Source organism: Campylobacter sp. CFSAN093260, from assembly GCF_012890095.1.
GTDB classification, from domain to species: Bacteria; Campylobacterota; Campylobacteria; order Campylobacterales; family Campylobacteraceae; genus Campylobacter_D; species Campylobacter_D jejuni.
Genome location: NZ_CP040618.1, coordinates 805,202 through 824,041, shown reverse-complemented (window position 1 = coordinate 824,041; position 18,840 = coordinate 805,202). Strand labels below are relative to the sequence as shown.

Genomic DNA, 18,840 nt, shown 5'->3' with positions numbered 1-18,840 from the left:
TTGCAATTTTATAAATCTCATCAATGATTTTTTGACTTTTACTATTTGTAGATTTAGCATAACTTACCTTTACTATAAGAAGGATAAAGTCCAAAAATAGGAATTCCACCATAAGTCTTAGCCATTTTAGAATTCACATCATAAGAGATAGTTTGGCCATTTGGTTTAGGAACAATGGTTACTTTTATATCACTTAAAACATAGGCATTATTCATGATAATAGCGGTCAAAGGAGATAATCCATAAGGATTCATTTTAATCATACCCATTTGTCCTTGAATTTGCTAATCTATTTTCACTCCACTAGGATCACCCATGGCCATTAAAGCATTAGGCGCAAGCAGGGTAGAACACGCCAAAAGTGCCATGCAAAGAGTTTTGCTAAGTCTCATGATAAATCCTTTAAAATTATTTAAGCCATCCTAAAATAGCTTAATAAAATTTTAATAATACGCAACAAAAATAATTTGTTGCGTATTTTAAGAGCATCTTAAAACGACTTGATTCAAATGAATTAAACTAACTATATTTTGATTTGGATTTTTTGGTTCGCCTATAAATTTAAGCACTAAAACCAAAATAACAATCACCAATGCAAAAATTTTAGCATTAGGTTTATTTTTATCTAAAACATAGGCTATAAACATTGCAAAAAGCACAATAAAACAACATAAAAATGCTATAAGACAGCAAATTGCCATATTCATAAACTTTAAACTAGGAATCAAATACCAACCATTGCTATAAAGCCCATTTTCAAAATCAGGTAGAGTTCCTATAAAAAATTTTTGAAAAGCATCGAGATGATTATAAGTATTTTTTGGAACTACAGGGGTATCCATCCCACATTCTCCTGTTGGCAAAAACCAACTAGGAGCCCACTCATGCAAAGGTAAATTAAATGGATAAATAGGAATTTCACGACATCCATCTACACCTGCAAAAGGATTTTCAGAATGAACCACTTCATGAATATGATTTAAAGTTAGACAATGCTCCAAGCCAAGCCAAATTCCATAAAAAGCTAAGCTATAAGAAAAAATTTTTATAATATTATTTGTAGGGTTGATTAATGCAATCATACCGCTTATAGCCATAACAAGCATATCAAATCTTATATATACACATTGTTCGCAAGGTTCCATAAAAAGATATTCTTGAAATAAAAAATGTGCTATACAAGTAAGTCCTATAGTAACTATAATCAAAATTAACCAAGGTTCACGCGTATCTTGCCATTTAGAAAGTGAAAAATTTCTGCATTTATCTTTCATTTTTATACAACTCATTTTTGCTTGCTAAGTTCTTTAGTAATTTCAATCAAAGCCTCTGGAGAGTTGATTGCACTTGGAACGATTTGATATTTTCCATTAACAACAAAAGCAGGGGTGCCATAATTTTGCGAAATAGGATTGGCAATTTCATAACTTTTTAAAAGCTCTGCAGCCTCTGGAGTTTTTAAGAAATTTTCAAAATCAGCTTTACTTACATTCATTGCTTTTAAACCGACACTATAAAAAGCTTCAGGATTTTTACCATTTTCCCATCTTTGTTTTTTCTTAAAATATGCATTAAAATAAGCTTCAGCAACTTTATGAGTTAAGCTATTTTTATCCGTAGGATCAATTTTATTTACACCATCCTTAAATGTCGCAAAAGCAAAAATTTCATTAGCTTGCCTTCCATAATCTCCCATAGAACTTACAGGATAAAATTTATAAGTTAAATTAGGTAATTTTTCTTTAACTTTACCCATGGTATTAAATTTGTGATGATCATAACAATGAGTACAGTGATAAGAAAAAATTTCAATCAATGAATTATCAGCGTTAGCAATAGGATTTTTAAGAATTACATATTCTTTACCTTCACTTAATGCGCTAGCACTTATACCTGCTAAAAAAGCACATACAACAATAGATCTTGCTAATTTTACTGGAAATTTCATTACCCTCTCCTTGGAATTTGGTTTTGATAAAACTTTTTATTAAGTTTTTATGTAATAACTATTATAAAACTATTAAAATAAAAATATTCTTAAAAAATTTTATAACTAAGAATATTTACTTTAACTAAAAATCAAGAATAGGGGATTAAAAAATTTAATGCACAAGTTATCATTTTTATGTATATTTTGACAATAATATAAAATAATTTAATTTTTAAATATTCTTTATAGTTTTCAAGAAAAGTAAAATATAATTTTAATTTACGAAATAAAATTATCAATTTTTTACATTATATTTTATGGATAAGTTTATTTCACTCAAAAGGTAAAATCATAAAAGTATGTAAAAATAGTAGCTTAATCTATATCAAAGTAGAATAATCTAGGTGTATATAAAAAAGTTTGAAAATTACAGTTTTCAATACAAAATTATAAATTTTATATATTTTTACCTTTTATCATATCTTTTTATGATTGATATAAGATTTATTTAATAAAAATATTTTAATCTTTTTGCCTTGCATATAAAAACAAACTTTTTCCTAAAAAAGCTTTTTTTTACTAAGTTAATACTAAAATACCTTTTCTAGTTAAAAAGCTAAAAATTTTAGATTTTAGGAAAAGTTTTTATGAAATACCCTTTAGATTGTGAAGAAAATTTTGAAAAATCATTCTTATTTTGGTTAGCAAAATATGTAAAATTTAAACTCAACTCGCTATCTAACAAAGAGTTAAAAAATCCACAAGCTTTAGCAGAAGTTAATTTTGCTCTTACAAAAGGTGTAAAGAACATCGAAGAACTTGACGCTCTAGCAAAAAAAGCAAGAAATGCTGGTTTAAGTGGGGTTAATACTTATTTTAACCCCTTAAAAAAAGTGTTTGAATATTTAAATTTTTACAAGCTTTACTCTTTAAAACAGATTGATGAAGAACTTATTGTAGAAGTTTTAGCAAGTATAACAGGTGCTTTATCAGATGCAAGTAAAAAAAATTACCGTATTGCTGTGATTAATTTTTTTGATTTTTTAGACAAGCAAAATGAAGAAGATGAAAAAGCGCATATTTTCGATATCAATCTTAAAAACTGGGTAGGTATAGCGGGTTCTAAAGGGGTAAAATTACCTGAATTTATGAGTGAAGAAGAACTTAAAAAATTTCTTGATGCTATTGAAAATGCAGATTTTAGAAACAATACCATACGCAATAAACTTATTATTAAAATCATCATTTTTACAGGCATACGGGTAAGCGAAGCTATCAATATCAAAATGGGTGATATTAGCGAAGAAAACGATCTTTATATCATAAGAATAAGAGCTAAAGGCAATAAATATCGTGTTGTAATGATAAAAAAGGAACTTATTTACGATTTGCTTAAAAATGTAAGTATTAATTATATGAGTAAAGACGCCCTACTTTTTGTCAATAAAAAAGGCACTCCACTGACTCAATCTTATGTCAGTCGCATAGTAGAACAGCTTTTATTTCGTGCAGGAATTCGCAAACAAAAAAATGGTGCTCATATGTTGCGTCATACTTTTGCCACCCTGCTTTATAAAAAGCAAAAAGATTTAGTTTTAGTTCAAGAAGCTTTAGGGCATGCAAGTTTAAATACCTCAAGAATTTACACTCATTTTGATAATGATAAATTAAAACTTGCCGCACAGGTTGCAAAGGAATTAAGTGACTCTTGAAAACTATGCTGTTTTTGATAAATATTTTTACCATGATTTAAAACACACTTTAAAAGCCTTTAACCACAAAGAAAGTAAAAAGTGCTTTAAATTTATAGAAAAATATAAAAATGATTTTTATATTTTAATGCTTGCTGATTATGAGCTATATAGATATTTTCAAGATAAAAATTTCACAAGCAAAAAAGCTTATTTGTCTATATTTGCTTTTAAAAAAAGAAAAAAATTTCAAAAAGAAGATATCGATGAAGAAAAATTTATTCCTGAATTTATAAATTTTTTAGATCAAGATAATTACAAAGAAAATTTCATCAAGGTTAAAGAGGCAATCTCTAAAGGAAGAGTTTATCAAATCAACCTTACTCAAAATTTTAAATTTCATAGCAAAATGGATTCTTTTGAACTTTTTAAACTTTTGCTTTCTAGACAAGATACTGAATTTAAAGCTTTTATAAAAGATGAAACAAGAGAAATTTTATCCTTTTCTCCTGAACTTTTCTTCAAAACCAAAAAAAGAAAAATATTTACAAAACCTATGAAAGGCACAATTAAGCGTGATAAAGATCCTATAAAAGATGAAGAAAATAAAATTTTCTTGCAAAATGATACAAAAAATCTGAGTGAAAATGTTATGATTTGTGATCTTTTACGCAACGATCTTTCAAAAATCATCACAAAAAAAAGCTTAAAAACCAAACTTTTTGAAATTCAAAGTCACCCTACTTTACATCAAATGACTTCAAGCGTACAAGGAAAACTTAAAAAAAATATTTCTTTATATCAAATTTTTAAAGCTCTCTTTCCTTGTGGTTCTATTACAGGTGCTCCAAAGCTTGAAAGCATTAAATTTATTGAAGAATTAGAACAAAGAGATCGTGGTATTTACTGCGGAACTATAGGTTTAATACACAAAAATAAAAATAAATTTAGCGTAGCCATACGCACCTTAGAAAAACAAGATGAAATTTATACTTATAGCACGGGTAGCGGCTTAGTTTGGGACTCAAAATTCAAAGATGAATTTGAAGAATTAAAACTTAAAAGTGCAATCTTAAATCCTTGTGATTTTTATCTTTTTGAAACCATGTATTTTAAAAATTCTCAAATTTTATTTTTAAAAGAACATTTATTAAGGCTTATAAATTCAGCTCTTAAATTTAATTTTAATACTCACAAGCTCTTTAAAGATTTTTATAATGTTTTAAATCAAAAAAGTTCTTATAAAGAATATCAAAATTTTACACTTTTTAAACTCGATGAAAAAATTTTCCACAAAAAACACTCTTTATTTTATAATTTTCCCCTACCCTTTAAAAATCCACATAAAGAAGGAATTTTAAAGCTTATTTTATACAGAGACGGAAGATACGAATTTCAACAAAGTGCCTTAAAACAAAATTCAAACGATATTTTGCTTTTAAGTGATGATAAAATTAACTCAAAAAGTGACAATCTCTATCACAAAAGCTCTTTACGTAGTTTTTATAATCAACACTCATACAAATGGCAGCAAAACTTGTGTTATGACATAGCTTTTTTTAACGAAAAAGATGAACTTTGCGAAGGCTCAAGAACCAATCTCATCTTAGAAAAAAACGCTCAATTTTATACTCCACAAATTCAAAGTGGTATGTTAAATGGCGTATATAGAAATTTCTTAGTCAATCTTGGTTTGATAAAAGAAAAAGTATTATTTAAACAAGATTTATTTGAAGCAGAAAATATTTATTGCATTAATTCCGTGCGTGGTTTAAAAAAGGTAAAATTACAATGAAGAAAATTTTATTTATAGATAATTATGATTCTTTTAGTTACACCATCATCTATTATCTTAAAGAACTTGGTTTTGAATGTAAAGTGATAAAAAATGATGCCTTTAAAAAAGCTAAAGAATTAGAAAAATTTGATTTCACTCATCTTATCATCTCTCCTGGTCCTCATTCTCCTAAGGAATCTAAATTAAGCTTAAAAGCAATCAAATATTTTAAAAAAAATAAAAAAATTTTAGGTATATGTTTAGGACATCAGTGTATAGCTGAAATTTTTGGCGGTAGGGTTTCTAAAATGCAAAATCCCATGCATGGCAAAATTTCTAAACTTTATTTTAAAAAAGATCCTATTTTTAAGGGTATTAAAAAAGAAATTGAAATTTGTTTATATCATTCTTTACATATCAGTTTTATGCCTAAAAAATGCAAAATTTTAGCTCATAATTCAGAAAATATTATTATGGCAATTAAACATAAAAAGTATCCTATTTATGGATTGCAATTTCACCCCGAAGCGGTTTTAACTCAAAAAGGTAAAAAAATACTTAAAAACTTTATGAAACTTTAGTCTTTTTTGCATTTAAAATATAAATATGAAAATCTAAAATAAAATATCCTTAAAATAATTATCATTAATATAAATTTATAAATAAAAAAACCGATAACAATATAAATTAATTTAAAAAGATTTAAGATGAAAATAGATACTTTGACAAAAAATTTTAGCAATTATCAAACACAAATAAACAAAGACAATGATTTGGTAAGTAATGTTCGTAGTGACAATGTGGTTAAAATTCAAATTTCAGATGAAGCAAGAAGTTTAAGTCAAGCAAATTCAAAAAATGAAAAAGAATACGAAATCAAAGTAAGTCAAGAAAAAATAGAAAACCACAAAGACCAAAATTCCATTCAAAGTAGCAAAGATGGCGTAAATCCCGCATTAGAGGCTTTAATAGCAAAATTAGCTGAAATTTTAGCTAAAATTGCAGAACTTACTCAAAAAATGACAAACGCCAACGAACAAATGAAAACGACATTTCAAAAACAAATTGATGTGCTAAAATCTCAAGCAGATGTAATTCAAGCTCAAATTCAAGAACTCCAAAGTCAACAAGCTTGATTATATTTTTTCAAAAGTTTAAGAATGCTATAATGATGCATTTTTAAACTTTTTCAAGGAAAAATATGACTTATCTAGAAATCGAAGGCACAAATCATCTAAGCGGAAATGTTACAATAAGCGGAGCAAAAAATGCTGCCCTACCCTTGATCGTTTCAAGTATACTTGCTAAAAATGAAGTAAAAATCAACAATGTTCCTAATGTTGCCGATATAAAAACTCTTATATCTTTGCTAGAAAATTTAGGAGCTAAGGTCAATTTTCAAAACAATAGTGCTTTATTAAACACAAACACTCTTAATCAAACCATAGCCAAATATGACATTGTGCGTAAAATGCGTGCTTCTATACTTACTCTAGGACCTTTGCTTGCTCGTTTTGGGCATTGTGAAGTATCTTTACCTGGAGGATGTGCCATAGGACAAAGACCTATTGATTTACATCTTTTAGCCTTAAAAAAAATGGGAGCAAATATACAAATCAAACAAGGCTATGTCGTAGCTAGTGGAAAATTAAAAGGCAATGAAATTCTTTTTGATAAAATCACGGTTACAGGTAGCGAAAACATTATCATGGCAGCAGCTCTAGCTAAAGGTAAAACCAAACTCTTAAATGTTGCAAAAGAACCTGAAGTAGTTCAACTTTGCGAAGTTTTAAAAGACGCAGGACTTGAAATCAAAGGCATAGGCACAGATGAACTTGAAATTTATGGCACCGATGGAGAACTTTTAGAATTTAAAGAATTTAGCGTTATACCTGATAGAATTGAGGCAGGAACTTATCTTTGCGCAGGGGCTATTACAAATTCTAAAATTACTTTAGATAAAGTTAACGCCACTCATCTTAGTGCAGTTTTAGCAAAACTTCATCAAATGGGTTTTGAAACTTTGATTACAGAAGATAGCATCACCCTACTTCCTGCTAAAGAAATTAAACCTGTAGAAATCATGACAAGCGAATATCCAGGCTTTCCAACCGATATGCAAGCGCAGTTTATGGCATTAGCTTTAAAGGCTAATGGAACTAGCATTATCGATGAAAGACTATTTGAAAATCGTTTTATGCATGTAAGTGAACTTTTAAGAATGGGCGCAGATATTAAACTCAATGGTCATATTGCTACTATAGTAGGCGGAAAAGAACTTAACGCTGCTGATGTCATGGCTACAGATTTGCGTGCTTCTTCAGCCCTTATCCTAGCAGCTCTTGCAGCCAAAGGCACAAGCAAAGTCCATAGAATTTATCATCTTGATAGGGGTTATGAAAATTTAGAAGAAAAATTTAAAGGTTTAGGTGTAAAAATCACAAGGCTTGAAGAATGAAAAATATCTTTGAAACCTTAAAAGACTTAGAAGATCAAATTTCATGCTTAGATGAAAGTGAGCTTATTAGCCTTGAAAAAGCAAAAGATAGAATTTTAGCTAAAAATTTATACGCTAGAAAAAATCTACCTAGTTTTGACAATGCTGCTCTTGATGGCTATGCTTTTAATTATGCTGATATCAATGAGGCTTTGGAAATTAAAGGAACTATTTTTGCAGGAGATAAAAATTTTTATACAGTTGCTAAAAATGAATGCTATAAAATCATGACAGGGGCTAAAATGCCCAAAAATGCTAATACTATCTTAATGTTAGAAGATGAGTATATAGAAGAAAATAAACTCATCATTAAAAAAGTTCCTAAACAATACAATGCCTATCGTTATAAAGGTGAAGAATTAAAAAAAGGTGAAATTTTACTTCAAAAAGGCACTAAACTTAATGATAAACATATCGCCTTACTTGCTTCTCAAGGGCTTTATAAAATAGAAGTCATAAGAAAAATTCGCATAGGTATTTTTTCAAGTGGAAATGAACTTAAAGAACCTTGGCAAGAGTGTGATGAAGAAAGTATTTATAATGCCAATGCTTTGCCTTTACTAACCATGCTTCAAAATGCTTCTTATTTGGGCATCATCAAAGATGATTTTAAAAGCACTAAAGAGGCTTTAGAAAATACAAATTTTGATCTTTTAATCACTTCAGGAGGTGCAAGCGTTGGCGAGGCTGATTTTATGGAAAAAGCTTTAGATGAATTAGGCTTTACTCCGCTTTTTAAAGGTTTAAAAGCACGCCCTGCAAGACCTACTAAGCTTTATAGAAAAGGTGAAAATTTCGTATTGATTTTACCAGGAAACCCTATGGCAGCTTATCTTTCTTGTTTTATTTTTGCTAAAAAAATCATTAATTTATTAAGTGGAAACCTAGACAATCCTTTAACATTTTATGGCAAAATGGGTATGGATTTAAAACTTAAAAGCGGAAGAAACAATCTCATTTTAGGAAATTTAGAAAAAGGTATTTTTACACCATTTAACGAAAACAAATTTGGCTCTGGTATGATACTTCCACTTATTAAAAGTGAGTTTTTGCTTATAAGCGAAGAAAATACGAGTGAATTAAAAAAAGGTGATGAAATCACGCTTTTAAAAATATAATGTTTGTGTTTTTCACAAACATTAGCTTAATTTATCCTCATCATCATGATCATGGATATATTGTTCATCATTTTCCAAGGTATCAACAAAACGCCCTATCCTTTCCCAGCGAACATTTTTATCTTTATCCCAAGAGAAATATACAAACCAAGGTTTACCTACTATCAACCTATAAGGAACAGAACCCCAAAAACGACTATCATAAGAATAATCGCGATTATCACCCATCATGAAATACTCATTTTCAGGTACATCAAAAACATAAGCATTTCCGCCGCTAAAACCTATATGATTTCCAAGTTCTTTAATATAAGTTGGAGACATAGCAAAATCACCTATGCTAAGAAAGCGTAAAATATCGCTTTCTATATCTTTTTTTGGATCATAATGAATACCTTTTTGTTTATAAGGTTCTTTTACATAAATTTGCCCTCCAAGAGTAACAAGATCATTCGGATAATGTTCTTTCATAAATTCATCACCCTCATGCATTCTTACATAAAGTGTTTTATTTGCATAAACTATCCTATCTCCTCCTGTGCCTACACAACGCTTTACAAAGTGTTCTTTTTCATTTCTAGGATTTCTAAAAACAACTATATCTCCTCTTTGTGACCCTTGTGCTTTTATCAAATGCCCATCTTTATTAAAATCCGGCAAAACAGGAATTTCCAACCAAGGAATATGAGGAGTTGGGATACCATAGCTAAATTTTTTAACAAATAAAAAATCCCCTACCAATAAGGTGTTTTTCATAGAACCAGAAGGAATAACAAAAGCTTGTATAAAGAAAAAAATCACCAAAAGAACAATAACTACAGTTCCAGTCCAAGACTGTGAAAATTTATATAATTTCTTTAAAATTTCCATAGATTTTCCCTAATTAAGTCTATTTTTAGCAGATTTAACTGTGTTTTCTAAAAGCATGGCTATAGTCATAGGACCTACTCCACCTGGAACAGGAGTTATATAACTAGATTTTTTAGATACCTCTTCAAAATCCACGTCTCCAACTATCTTTCCACTTTCAAGACGATTGATTCCAACATCAATAACAATCACTCCTTCTTTTACCATATCCGATCGAAGTAAATTCACACAACCTGCTGCTACTATAATCAAATCAGCTTGCCTAGTATAAAGGCTCAAATCTTTGGTTTTAATATGACAAACGCTTACTGTAGCTCCAGCGTTTAAAAGCATAGTAGCCATAGGACGACCTACTATATTTGAAGCACCTATAATAACAGCGTCTTTTCCTTCTAAATCAATTTCATAAGCCTTCAAAAGCTTCATAACTCCAAGTGGAGTACAAGGCAAAAACCCACTTTCTAAGCCTAAATTTAAATATCCTACATTAATAGGATGAAAGCCATCAACATCTTTACTACTTATAATACTTTCAAGTATTAAATCTTTACAAATATGATCAGGTAAGGGAAGCTGAACCAAAATTCCATGAACACTATCATCGTGATTTAAGGTATTAATCAATGCCAAAAGTTCATTTTGTGTAGTATTTTCATTAAGATGATAAACTAAAGATTTAATTCCACATTCTTCACAGGCTTTAGCCTTAGATTTTACATAAGTTTGACTTGCAGGATTATCTCCAACCAAGATAACAGCTAAACAGCTTTCAATCCCTTTGCTTTTCAAAAATTGATTTTTTTCTTTTAATTCTTCTTTGATTTTTGCGCTTAAAGCTTTACCATCAAGCAAAGTCATTATTTTCCTTCTATAAATTTAATCACTTTTTTAAAGTAAAAATTGTATCATATTAAAACTTCATTAACAAGGTGAAACTTTGAAAATTGTTTTAATGTTTTTTTTATTTAGTATCAGTCTTTTTGGTGCTGATTTTATCACTCTTAAAGAATACTCTAAAATGCTTTATGAAAATCCAAGGGGCATTAGTTGTAAAGAATGTCATGGAACAGATGGAAGCGAACAAATTTTAGGATATTATATGAAAAATGGTATTAAAACAGCTTATAAAGTTCCAAGTATACAAAATCTTAGTTTTGAGAATTTTAAAAATTCTCTTAATCAGAGTAAAGACGCAAAATCAATCATGCCAAATTACTCTTTAACAAATGATGAAATTGTAACTTTATATAATTACATCAAGCAATTTAGCAAGGAAGAAAAATGACAAACAAAAAAGCTTTTAAAGAAGCGTGTAAATTCATCGCAGGTGGTGTAAATTCTCCAGTTCGTGCTTTTGCAAATGTTCAAAGTGAGCCAAAATTTATTTCTCATGGAAAAGGTGCTTATATTTTCGATATAGATGGAAATTCTTATATAGACTATGTTCAAAGCTGGGGGCCTTTACTTTTTGGACATTGCGATAAAGATATACAAAAAGCTTGTCAAAAAGCACTTCATAAAGGTTCAAGTTTTGGAGCTCCAACTTTATTAGAAACTGAACTTGCCAAGCTTGTTTTATCTGATTTTCCTCATTTAGAAAAGATCCGCTTTGTAAGCAGTGGAACAGAAGCAACCATGAGTGCTATTCGTCTTGCCCGTGGTTTTACTAAAAAAGATAAAATTTTAAAATTTGAAGGATGTTATCACGGGCATTCTGATTCATTATTAGTGAGTGCAGGAAGTGGTGCTGCTACTTTTAACTCTCCTAGTTCTTTGGGTGTTTTAGAAGATGTAGCTAAACACACTTTAGTAGCTAAATATAATGATATAAATAGCGTTAAAGAGCTTTTTGAAAAAAATAAAGATATTGCATGTGTTATCATTGAGCCTATTGCTGGAAATATGGGGTTAGTTCCAGCTAAACAAGATTTTTTAGAAGAACTTGCTAAGATCTGTAAAAACAATCAAACTCTGCTGATTTTTGATGAAGTAATGAGTGGATATAGAGCATCTTACCTTGGTTCCTATGGAATCAATCATATCCAAGCAGATATAATTACTTTTGGTAAGGTAATAGGAGGCGGTCTACCTGCAGCAGCATTTGCTTCTAGAGCTGAAATTATGGATATTTTAAGTCCTTTGGGTGGAGTTTATCAAGCAGGAACTTTAAGTGGAAATCCTTTAGCAATGGCTGCAGGTATAGCAAGTCTTACAAAAGCCAAAAAGAAAACCAAGCTTTATGACAAACTTGGAAAATTAGCAAAAAAACTTACCCAAGGAATGAAAAAATTAGCAGATGAAAAAGGACTTCCACTGCAAGTTTGTCATGTAGGTTCTATGTTTGGATACTTTTTCACCAAAGATCCTGTATCAAACTACCAAGATGCATTAAAATCCGATCTAGCATTATTTTCAAAATTTCACAAAAATATGCTTGAAAATGGAATTTATTTAGCACCTTCTCAATTTGAAACAGGCTTTATATGTTCAAAAATGGATGATAAAATTATAGATACAACACTAGAGGCTGTTAGGGAAAGCTTTAAAAGAATATGAGCAATATTTTAAAAGAAGAAAAAAATCACTTAGAAAATTCCAACAGCAAAAGACAAAAAATCATTCGCAAAACTCTTGAAGCTGCGGATGGTTTAAGTCTTGGTATCTCTATGGTTGTTGCTGTATTTATAGGTGTGGGAATAGGATATTTACTTAAAAAATTTACTCCTTATCCTTGGCTTTTTTGGCTTGGAGTTTTTTGGGGGATCAGTGCTGCTATACTTAATGTTTACAAAGCTTATAAAGTTCAAGTAAAAAGCTATGAAGAATTTAAAGAAAGAGATGAGTTGATCAAAGAAAAAATTCAAAAAGAAAAGAACAAATAATGGAACATAAAAAAGCTCTATTTTGTATTTTTGCCATTATTCATTTATTTTTTTGGATCATATTTTCATCGTTAAATCATTTTAAATTAGATACATTTTTAAGCTATGAAATAGCTTTTTTTAGTGTTTTATTGATTATTTTTGCTTCTTATTTAAATTATAAAAAAGTCATTATAAAAAAATCAAAAAATTATGAAAAAGATTTTAATTTCATTTCATCACTTTTTATCAAAAAAAAACAAAATTTATCAAAAATTATTCATTTTAAAGTTCTAAAAGACGATTTAAAGCCAAATGTTAAAGAGAAAATCCATTTTTTTGCTATGTTTTTTACTCTCTTTAAATTGATGGCTTATGTAGTATTGGTTGCTGGATTTTTATTTTTACATCGCCAAGATAAATTAGATATCTTTGCTTATATTTGTGGAATTTCATCCTTGCTAGTTTGTGTGTTTATTTTTATTTTATATATAAAAAAGTATGAGTCCAAAAAAAATTATTAAATCAATGACAGCACTTTTTGCTGGTATGGCATTTTTATTTGCAGGTAATGCCTTGATAGTAAGCTCTATAGGTGTTATATTAAAAGAAAACGGAGAAAGTTCTTTAGCTGTTGGAGTAGTAAGTTCTTGTTTTTTTGTAGGCGCTCTTATTGGAACCATCAGTGCTCATAAAATTATTTCTCGTATAGGTCATATACGCTCTTTTGGGCTATTTGGTGCTATTTTTGGAATTTCAGCTATGCTTCATACAGTAAGCGAAAATCTTATTTTTTGGGCTGTTTTAAGATTTTTCATAGGAATTTGCTACTATGGACTTTTAATGGTCATAGAATCATGGCTTAATGAAAAAAGCAAAAATGCCATTCGATCTAGAATTTTAGGTTTTTATGAAATTGTTTTTTATCTTGCGTTTGGTATTGGAGTTTTAATCATAGCGTTAAATTTAAGCAAACATAGTGTATTTATCCTCAGTGCAACTTTAATTTTACTTTCATCTTTACCTTTAAATCTAATTAAAATCAAAGAACCTGTTTTACCCGCATCAAGTCCTATTTCTATACCTAAAATTTTTGATATAGCTCCTTTAGCTATCGTCACAAGCTTTATAGCCGGAATGCTTATAAATGGCTTTTTTTCTATGGCATCTTTATTTATACTTTTGCAAGGTTTTGATACAAAAGCGGTTTCTTATTTTATATTTTGTGGGGTTTTAGGTGGTTTTATTGCACAAACCATCATAGGAACTATTTCAGACAAACTTGGTCGCAAATTTGCCATTATCACTTGTGCAAGTATAGGATTTATCACTATGCTTATATTTATCTTTTTTAAACTTCATTTATATATGCAATATTTTTTAGGAATTACTCTTGGTATAGGAATATTTTGCTTATATGCTTTAGCACTTGCTAGAGCAAATGATGTTTTAGTAAGCAAAAATAAAGGTGTAGAGTTAGGTCGTGGGGTTCTTTTTTGCTATTCTTTAGGCTCTTTTTTTGGTCCTTTGATTTTAGGTTTTTTAATGCAATACTTTGAAATCAAAGGTTTTATATGGTTTTATATAGTTTCTTTAGCATTTTTAATTCTTTTTGCTATCAATAAACCAAATATTTTAAATAAAAAATTTAAGAAAAAGCCTGGAAATATGGTGATATTTGATGATTAATACTCAACTAGCAAGTCAAATTGCCAATACGCAAAAAAATGATTTAAAAGTAGATAACTCTGCTTCAAAAGATAAAACAAATTTAAAAGACAATCCAAAAGAAGCACTTGCACAAGCTTTAAAGCAAAATTTAGGTTTAAGCAAGGACGCTAGTAGTGAGGAAATACTAGCAAAATTTGTTCAAAATGAAACAGGTACCAAATTAAAAGAACTTGTTAATAAACTTTTAGATCAAATCAATGCTCAAAAAAATCCCGATTCCCCTGTACTTAAACAAGGAAAAAATTTAAATTTAGCTCCTAATTTTGCTAATGAATTAAAAATCTTAAGTACAGAACTTGCAAAAAGTGATACTTTTACACAAGTTTTAGACAGATTAAATCAAATTTTAAAACCTGCCAGTGAAATAAAAAACAATAACTTAGCTCCTTTGTTTAAAAATTCAGGCGTATTTTTAGAAGCTAAATTAAAAGATGCCCTAAACGAAGAATTACTACCCAAAAGTTTTCACTCTCTTTTAAGTACAATCAAAGGTCTTAGTAGCGAAAAACTAAGGGTTCAGATAGCCCAGCTTGCAAATACAAATTTAAGCCCAAAAGACACTTTAAAAGAATTAAAAAATATTATTAATTCTAGCAAAAATGAAAATAAGCAAATTTTAAATCAAAGTTCTTTTAAAGCACTTTTAAATTTAAGTTCTAAATTGGAAAATTTTAAAAATTATATAAGTAAAAATCCCAGTCATGCTCAAGAAAAAATCACCCCTATAGCTAATAAAATTTTAAAAGAATTAAATTCCATCAAAAATGATTTTTTCAAAGCTCTTAATAAGCCAGAAAATTTAATGATAAAAGATCCAAACATCCTTAAGCAAACTGCTACCACCTTTGAAAAACTTGAAAATACTTTAAAAAATATACTAGGCAATCAAGCTTCTAAAATACAAGATAAAGAAAATATTTTAGAAAATCTTTTAAGTAACAAAGAAAATATGAAAGAAGAAAAACTTAATCATAATACAAAAAACCAAGATGAAGAAAAACATATAAAAGCATCAAAAGAAGATGAAAATTTAGATTCTGGTATAAAAACCCATGAAGAAGATACCCAAGATACAAAAAATGATATTCAAAATAATGAAACAGAAAATAAGCCAGACAATGATATAAAAAATTCTACTCCAAACCAAGAAAAAATTAAAGATGAAAAACAAGAAAAATCAAAAGAAAATATCAAAGAAAATCCAAAATTTTATGAAACAAAAATAGAAAACAAAACTTCAATCAATACAAATACCAACACTTCAAATCCTAACACAAACAATACGCAAAATTTAAATAATACTCAAAATATTCAATCTAACAATAACCAAACTATGCAAAATATTTTTAAAAATCAGGAATTTATAAAACAAAATATTGTAAAAAATTTAGCATTTAATGTAGAAAATTTAGATCTAGAACAAGTGCAAGATTTAAGTAAAAATTTAAACAATCTTTCTCGTAGACTTAATGAAAGCTTGAAAGAACTTGAACCCTATACTCAAAATGCCAAGCTTAATCAAGCAGAACTTAAAAATCTCGAACACAAACTCAATCTTTCTACCAAAGATCTAGCGCAAATTAAACCAAAAACAGAACAAGATATAGCTGAATCTTTACATCATGATGTAAAATCAACACTTTTGCAAATTTCAAATTTGGCTAAAAATGAAGGCAATGAAGCTATATATAATCAAGCTAATCGTCTTTTAGCACAAATTGAAATCAATCAGCTTATGTCTTTAGCTAATGATTCTATCAATACTTATCTGCCTTTTTCTTGGGATGATTTAAATGATTCTAAAATTATGTTTAGACGCGGAAAAAAGGATAAATTTTTTGCTCAGATTAAACTCGAATTTGCAAAACTTGGGGATTTGGAAATTCTTATTTCTTTAAATAATGAAAAATATATAGATATTAATATTATGGCAGAAAATATTGAATTTAGAAAAACCATCTATGAAAATGCCCATGAGCTTAAAAGAAATATCAATAAAGCAGGACTTTTAAGTGCAAATTTCTTTGTAGGTGATATCATAAGAAGTAAATTTGATACTAGAAATATGAAAAATTTAGATCTTGAAATGGGTATGGATAAAAAAGTATGAGCAAAATCAAAAGATCGATTAAAAAAGCTGTAGCTCTAGGCTATCAAAAAGAAAAAAACTCTGCCCCAAAAGTGCTTGCAAGTGGCAAAGGTGAAAGTGCTGCTAAAATTATTTCTTTAGCCAAGGAACACGGAGTTCCTATTAAAGAAGATGAAGATTTAATAGAAATTTTAAGCAAACTTGACTTAGGCGATGAAATTCCACCTAATATGTATAAAGCTGTAGCTGAAGTTTTTGCCTTTATCTATCAAATGGCAAATAAAACTCCTAAAAACTAATCCGCTATTTTTTCTCCAAATTTAATACCCTGCCCTGCTTTTAAATTAAAATTTAAAATCCCTTTTTGAGAGATTAAAACTATAGTAGAACCCAGTTCAAAATTTCCTAGTTCTTCGCCTTTTTTGAAATTTAAATTTTCATATTTTCTAGTAAAATTATGAGAAATTTTAGCATTGGTTTGTATGCTTGTATCAAAATTAAAACGCATTTTTCCTACATTTTGCGCTCCTACAAAAACAAGCCAAAAAATACCTTTTTCATTTTGACATTTCAAGCTCACTCTTTCATTTTTTACATATAAATTACTAATGCGTTCTAAATGTTTTTCATTTACGCTATAAAGCACTCCACTTGTGTAAGTTGCACTTAAAATTTGCATATCACAAGGGCTGTGATAACGATGATAATCTTTTGGAGAAAGATAAATATTGACATAATCAAGCCCATTTTTAAGTTCATCTTTTTCAAAGCTATCTTTTAAAAGCTCCTCAACGCTATAAGCATGTCCTTTTATAGAAAAAGCAAAATGTTCTTCATTTGCTAAAAAAGTACTTCCACACTCTAAAATTTTACCATCACTTGGACTGATAAAACCTTCTTCAAATTTTCTTGGAATTTGCAAAGTTCTTGTAAAGAGAGCATTTAAACTCTCATATTCACAAGGAGCTTTAAATTCACTCATATTGATATTAAAATACTTAACATAATTTTCATTAATAACTTTTTGTATCATTTTAGGAAATTTAATCCCCGCTACAAAACCAAAAAGTCTCGAACTTTCTTTTGAAAAACTCATTTTTTTCCTTTTAAATTTAAAATCACTATTTCACTCGGAGCAAAAACTCTAAGACTTGGCCCCCAAAATCCTGCTCCACTACTCACATAAAGCTTAGTTTTTTCTCCTAAATCATAAAGCCCATGAACAAAACCTTGCTGAAGTTTAACTAAAAACATAAAAGGGAAAATTTGCCCTCCATGTGTATGCCCACTTAAAACAAGATCAAAATCACTTAAATCATAAAGCAAAGCTGTTTTAGGTTGATGTGTGAGTAAAATACTAGCTTTACTTGTATTTAAATCCACTTTTATTCTTGCTAAATCAGGAGCATATAAACCCCTATCAAGTCCGGCTAAATCTCCAAGTCCAGCAATATTTATAAAACCCAAATCTAAATTTTGATTGACTAAAATTTTCATATTAGTATGTTTTCTAAGTAAATCCAAAACTTCATTGATACCATGATAATACTCATGATTTCCCAAAGCATAAAAAGTTCCGTAAGTGGAGTTAAAATCATTAAGTTTTGAGATGTAATTTTTTAAATCTTTAGGATTAGTATCAATCAGATCCCCTACTATTACAACCATATCAGGACTTTGCAAATTCACTTTAGTGATGAGCTTGTCTAAAAAATTTTCATGCAAATTTTTACCCAAATGTATATCAGTAAGCATGACAATTTTTAAATCTTTTTTAAGATTTGGTATTTCAACATCAACACTCTTTACTTCAGGTGTTTTTAGAGCATTATTTATACTTGCATAAATTAAAAACACACTTAAAACTATAAGAGAAAGTTCAAAAATCAAACGCAAAATAAGATTATATGTTTTATCTCTTTTACCCATAAGAGCTAAAATCAATTTAACAAAATCCCAAGCTAAAGTCATAAAAAACAAACAATAAGTCGGCGCATAAAACATGGCTAAAATTTCATACCAAGTATCACTTAAATATTCATCTCTACGAAATATTAAAAACACAGCTTGAGCTAAAAAAAGCACAATAAAAATAAAGGAAAAAATTTTATAAAAATACTTAAAAAGAGTAATTTTCTTGATTAATCTTTTATAAATATAAACATTTGCTAAGCCAAAAATCAATAACACAATGAAAGAAAAAATTAAAAATATCATAAAAGTATTATAACCAAGTAAAATTAAATATCCGTATAAATTTTTCTGTTATAATAAGC

Annotated in this window: 20 protein-coding genes; 13 read left to right on the top strand and 7 right to left on the bottom strand. The window is 28.7% G+C overall.

Annotated features, from left to right (window positions below):
• Nucleotides 1-53: 53 nt before the first annotated feature.
• From FBF22_RS08515 to FBF22_RS04200, 3 genes are all read right to left on the bottom strand, one after another.
• On the bottom strand, nt 54-269 hold the full coding sequence (locus FBF22_RS08515) for an aryl-sulfate sulfotransferase N-terminal domain-containing protein (RefSeq protein WP_032599759.1): 216 nt from the start codon (nt 267-269) through the stop codon (nt 54-56).
• 210 nt (nt 270-479) lie between these two features.
• Nucleotides 480-1,289 (bottom strand): protein-disulfide oxidoreductase DsbI, encoded by an 810-nt coding sequence (gene dsbI, locus FBF22_RS04205; RefSeq protein ID WP_002885400.1) that lies wholly within the window; start codon nt 1,287-1,289, stop codon nt 480-482.
• Nucleotides 1,286-1,948, bottom strand: a complete 663-nt coding sequence (locus FBF22_RS04200) for a thiol:disulfide interchange protein DsbA/DsbL (protein WP_002860520.1) — start codon at nt 1,946-1,948, stop codon at nt 1,286-1,288. Before FBF22_RS04200 ends, dsbI begins: the two co-directional genes overlap by 4 nt.
• Nucleotides 1,949-2,577: 629 nt before the next feature.
• On the opposite strand from FBF22_RS04200, the gene FBF22_RS04195 reads away from it, so the two are divergent.
• From FBF22_RS04195 to FBF22_RS04170, 6 genes are all read left to right on the top strand, one after another.
• On the top strand, nt 2,578-3,642 hold the full coding sequence (locus tag FBF22_RS04195; RefSeq protein WP_002885041.1) for a tyrosine-type recombinase/integrase: 1,065 nt from the start codon (nt 2,578-2,580) through the stop codon (nt 3,640-3,642).
• Nucleotides 3,632-5,416, top strand: a complete 1,785-nt coding sequence (locus FBF22_RS04190; RefSeq protein WP_002885042.1) for a bifunctional anthranilate synthase component I family protein/aminotransferase class IV — start codon at nt 3,632-3,634, stop codon at nt 5,414-5,416. The genes FBF22_RS04195 and FBF22_RS04190 overlap by 11 nt, the downstream gene beginning before the upstream one ends.
• Nucleotides 5,413-5,979 carry an aminodeoxychorismate/anthranilate synthase component II gene (locus FBF22_RS04185; protein WP_002885044.1) on the top strand — a complete coding sequence of 189 codons (567 nt, stop codon included), beginning with the start codon at nt 5,413-5,415 and terminating at the stop codon, nt 5,977-5,979. Before FBF22_RS04190 ends, FBF22_RS04185 begins: the two co-directional genes overlap by 4 nt.
• Before the next feature lie 126 nt (nt 5,980-6,105).
• The gene (fspA2, locus tag FBF22_RS04180; protein WP_002885045.1) at nt 6,106-6,534 is read left to right on the top strand and encodes a flagellum-secreted nonflagellar protein FspA2; all 429 of its coding nucleotides are present in this window, start codon (nt 6,106-6,108) and stop codon (nt 6,532-6,534) included.
• Nucleotides 6,535-6,599: 65 nt separating this feature from the next.
• Nucleotides 6,600-7,856: a UDP-N-acetylglucosamine 1-carboxyvinyltransferase gene (gene murA / locus FBF22_RS04175; RefSeq protein WP_052777664.1), complete on the top strand. Its 1,257-nt coding sequence runs from the start codon at nt 6,600-6,602 to the stop codon at nt 7,854-7,856.
• The gene (locus FBF22_RS04170; RefSeq protein WP_165433270.1) at nt 7,853-9,013 is read left to right on the top strand and encodes a molybdopterin molybdotransferase MoeA; all 1,161 of its coding nucleotides are present in this window, start codon (nt 7,853-7,855) and stop codon (nt 9,011-9,013) included. Before murA ends, FBF22_RS04170 begins: the two co-directional genes overlap by 4 nt.
• 21 nt (nt 9,014-9,034) lie before the next feature.
• On the opposite strand, the gene lepB is transcribed toward FBF22_RS04170, so the two are convergent.
• Nucleotides 9,035-9,883, bottom strand: a complete 849-nt coding sequence (gene lepB, locus FBF22_RS04165) for a signal peptidase I (protein WP_002867474.1) — start codon at nt 9,881-9,883, stop codon at nt 9,035-9,037.
• Between the two features lie 9 nt (nt 9,884-9,892).
• Nucleotides 9,893-10,741 (bottom strand): bifunctional methylenetetrahydrofolate dehydrogenase/methenyltetrahydrofolate cyclohydrolase FolD, encoded by an 849-nt coding sequence (gene folD, locus FBF22_RS04160; protein ID WP_002859530.1) that lies wholly within the window; start codon nt 10,739-10,741, stop codon nt 9,893-9,895.
• Nucleotides 10,742-10,820: 79 nt separating this feature from the next.
• Here folD and FBF22_RS04155 point away from each other — a divergent pair, with 79 nt between their 5' ends.
• The 7 genes from FBF22_RS04155 to FBF22_RS04125 are packed head-to-tail and all read left to right on the top strand — an operon-like array spanning nt 10,821 to nt 16,863.
• Complete coding sequence (locus FBF22_RS04155) at nt 10,821-11,168, top strand: hypothetical protein (protein ID WP_002859529.1); 348 nt, start codon at nt 10,821-10,823, stop codon at nt 11,166-11,168.
• Nucleotides 11,165-12,439, top strand: a complete 1,275-nt coding sequence (gene hemL, locus FBF22_RS04150; protein WP_002860511.1) for a glutamate-1-semialdehyde 2,1-aminomutase — start codon at nt 11,165-11,167, stop codon at nt 12,437-12,439. Before FBF22_RS04155 ends, hemL begins: the two co-directional genes overlap by 4 nt.
• Entirely contained in the window at nt 12,436-12,765 is a 330-nt protein-coding gene (locus FBF22_RS04145; protein ID WP_002852414.1) for an AtpZ/AtpI family protein, read from the top strand. The genes hemL and FBF22_RS04145 overlap by 4 nt, the downstream gene beginning before the upstream one ends.
• The gene (locus FBF22_RS04140) at nt 12,765-13,268 is read left to right on the top strand and encodes a membrane protein (RefSeq protein WP_002868148.1); all 504 of its coding nucleotides are present in this window, start codon (nt 12,765-12,767) and stop codon (nt 13,266-13,268) included. The genes FBF22_RS04145 and FBF22_RS04140 overlap by 1 nt, the downstream gene beginning before the upstream one ends.
• Nucleotides 13,246-14,433, top strand: coding sequence for an MFS transporter (locus tag FBF22_RS04135; RefSeq protein ID WP_002885052.1), 1,188 nt, complete (start codon nt 13,246-13,248; stop codon nt 14,431-14,433). The genes FBF22_RS04140 and FBF22_RS04135 overlap by 23 nt, the downstream gene beginning before the upstream one ends.
• The gene (locus FBF22_RS04130; RefSeq protein ID WP_002885053.1) at nt 14,426-16,585 is read left to right on the top strand and encodes a flagellar hook-length control protein FliK; all 2,160 of its coding nucleotides are present in this window, start codon (nt 14,426-14,428) and stop codon (nt 16,583-16,585) included. The genes FBF22_RS04135 and FBF22_RS04130 overlap by 8 nt, the downstream gene beginning before the upstream one ends.
• Nucleotides 16,582-16,863 carry a FlhB-like flagellar biosynthesis protein gene (locus FBF22_RS04125; RefSeq protein WP_002852641.1) on the top strand — a complete coding sequence of 94 codons (282 nt, stop codon included), beginning with the start codon at nt 16,582-16,584 and terminating at the stop codon, nt 16,861-16,863. Before FBF22_RS04130 ends, FBF22_RS04125 begins: the two co-directional genes overlap by 4 nt.
• Here the strand turns inward: FBF22_RS04125 and FBF22_RS04120 are convergent.
• Entirely contained in the window at nt 16,860-17,660 is an 801-nt protein-coding gene (locus FBF22_RS04120; protein WP_002885054.1) for a phosphatidylserine decarboxylase, read from the bottom strand. The genes FBF22_RS04125 and FBF22_RS04120 overlap by 4 nt on opposite strands.
• On the bottom strand, nt 17,657-18,781 hold the full coding sequence (locus FBF22_RS04115; RefSeq protein ID WP_002873515.1) for a metallophosphoesterase: 1,125 nt from the start codon (nt 18,779-18,781) through the stop codon (nt 17,657-17,659). Before FBF22_RS04115 ends, FBF22_RS04120 begins: the two co-directional genes overlap by 4 nt.
• Nucleotides 18,782-18,840 lie beyond the last annotated feature (59 nt).

Excerpts from the sequence above, each read along its gene's own strand:
- FBF22_RS08515 (WP_032599759.1), bottom strand. The coding sequence starts at position 269 with ATGGGTATGATTAAAATGAATCCTTATGGATTATCTCCTTTGACCGCT.
- dsbI (WP_002885400.1), bottom strand. The coding sequence starts at position 1,289 with ATGAGTTGTATAAAAATGAAAGATAAATGCAGAAATTTTTCACTTTCT.
- FBF22_RS04200 (WP_002860520.1), bottom strand. The coding sequence starts at position 1,948 with ATGAAATTTCCAGTAAAATTAGCAAGATCTATTGTTGTATGTGCTTTT.
- FBF22_RS04195 (WP_002885041.1), top strand. The coding sequence starts at position 2,578 with ATGAAATACCCTTTAGATTGTGAAGAAAATTTTGAAAAATCATTCTTA.
- FBF22_RS04185 (WP_002885044.1), top strand. The coding sequence starts at position 5,413 with ATGAAGAAAATTTTATTTATAGATAATTATGATTCTTTTAGTTACACC.
- fspA2 (WP_002885045.1), top strand. The coding sequence starts at position 6,106 with ATGAAAATAGATACTTTGACAAAAAATTTTAGCAATTATCAAACACAA.
- murA (WP_052777664.1), top strand. The coding sequence starts at position 6,600 with ATGACTTATCTAGAAATCGAAGGCACAAATCATCTAAGCGGAAATGTT.
- FBF22_RS04170 (WP_165433270.1), top strand. The coding sequence starts at position 7,853 with ATGAAAAATATCTTTGAAACCTTAAAAGACTTAGAAGATCAAATTTCA.
- lepB (WP_002867474.1), bottom strand. The coding sequence starts at position 9,883 with ATGGAAATTTTAAAGAAATTATATAAATTTTCACAGTCTTGGACTGGA.
- folD (WP_002859530.1), bottom strand. The coding sequence starts at position 10,741 with ATGACTTTGCTTGATGGTAAAGCTTTAAGCGCAAAAATCAAAGAAGAA.
- hemL (WP_002860511.1), top strand. The coding sequence starts at position 11,165 with ATGACAAACAAAAAAGCTTTTAAAGAAGCGTGTAAATTCATCGCAGGT.
- FBF22_RS04145 (WP_002852414.1), top strand. The coding sequence starts at position 12,436 with ATGAGCAATATTTTAAAAGAAGAAAAAAATCACTTAGAAAATTCCAAC.
- FBF22_RS04140 (WP_002868148.1), top strand. The coding sequence starts at position 12,765 with ATGGAACATAAAAAAGCTCTATTTTGTATTTTTGCCATTATTCATTTA.
- FBF22_RS04135 (WP_002885052.1), top strand. The coding sequence starts at position 13,246 with ATGAGTCCAAAAAAAATTATTAAATCAATGACAGCACTTTTTGCTGGT.
- FBF22_RS04130 (WP_002885053.1), top strand. The coding sequence starts at position 14,426 with ATGATTAATACTCAACTAGCAAGTCAAATTGCCAATACGCAAAAAAAT.
- FBF22_RS04125 (WP_002852641.1), top strand. The coding sequence starts at position 16,582 with ATGAGCAAAATCAAAAGATCGATTAAAAAAGCTGTAGCTCTAGGCTAT.
- FBF22_RS04120 (WP_002885054.1), bottom strand. The coding sequence starts at position 17,660 with ATGAGTTTTTCAAAAGAAAGTTCGAGACTTTTTGGTTTTGTAGCGGGG.
- FBF22_RS04115 (WP_002873515.1), bottom strand. The coding sequence starts at position 18,781 with ATGATATTTTTAATTTTTTCTTTCATTGTGTTATTGATTTTTGGCTTA.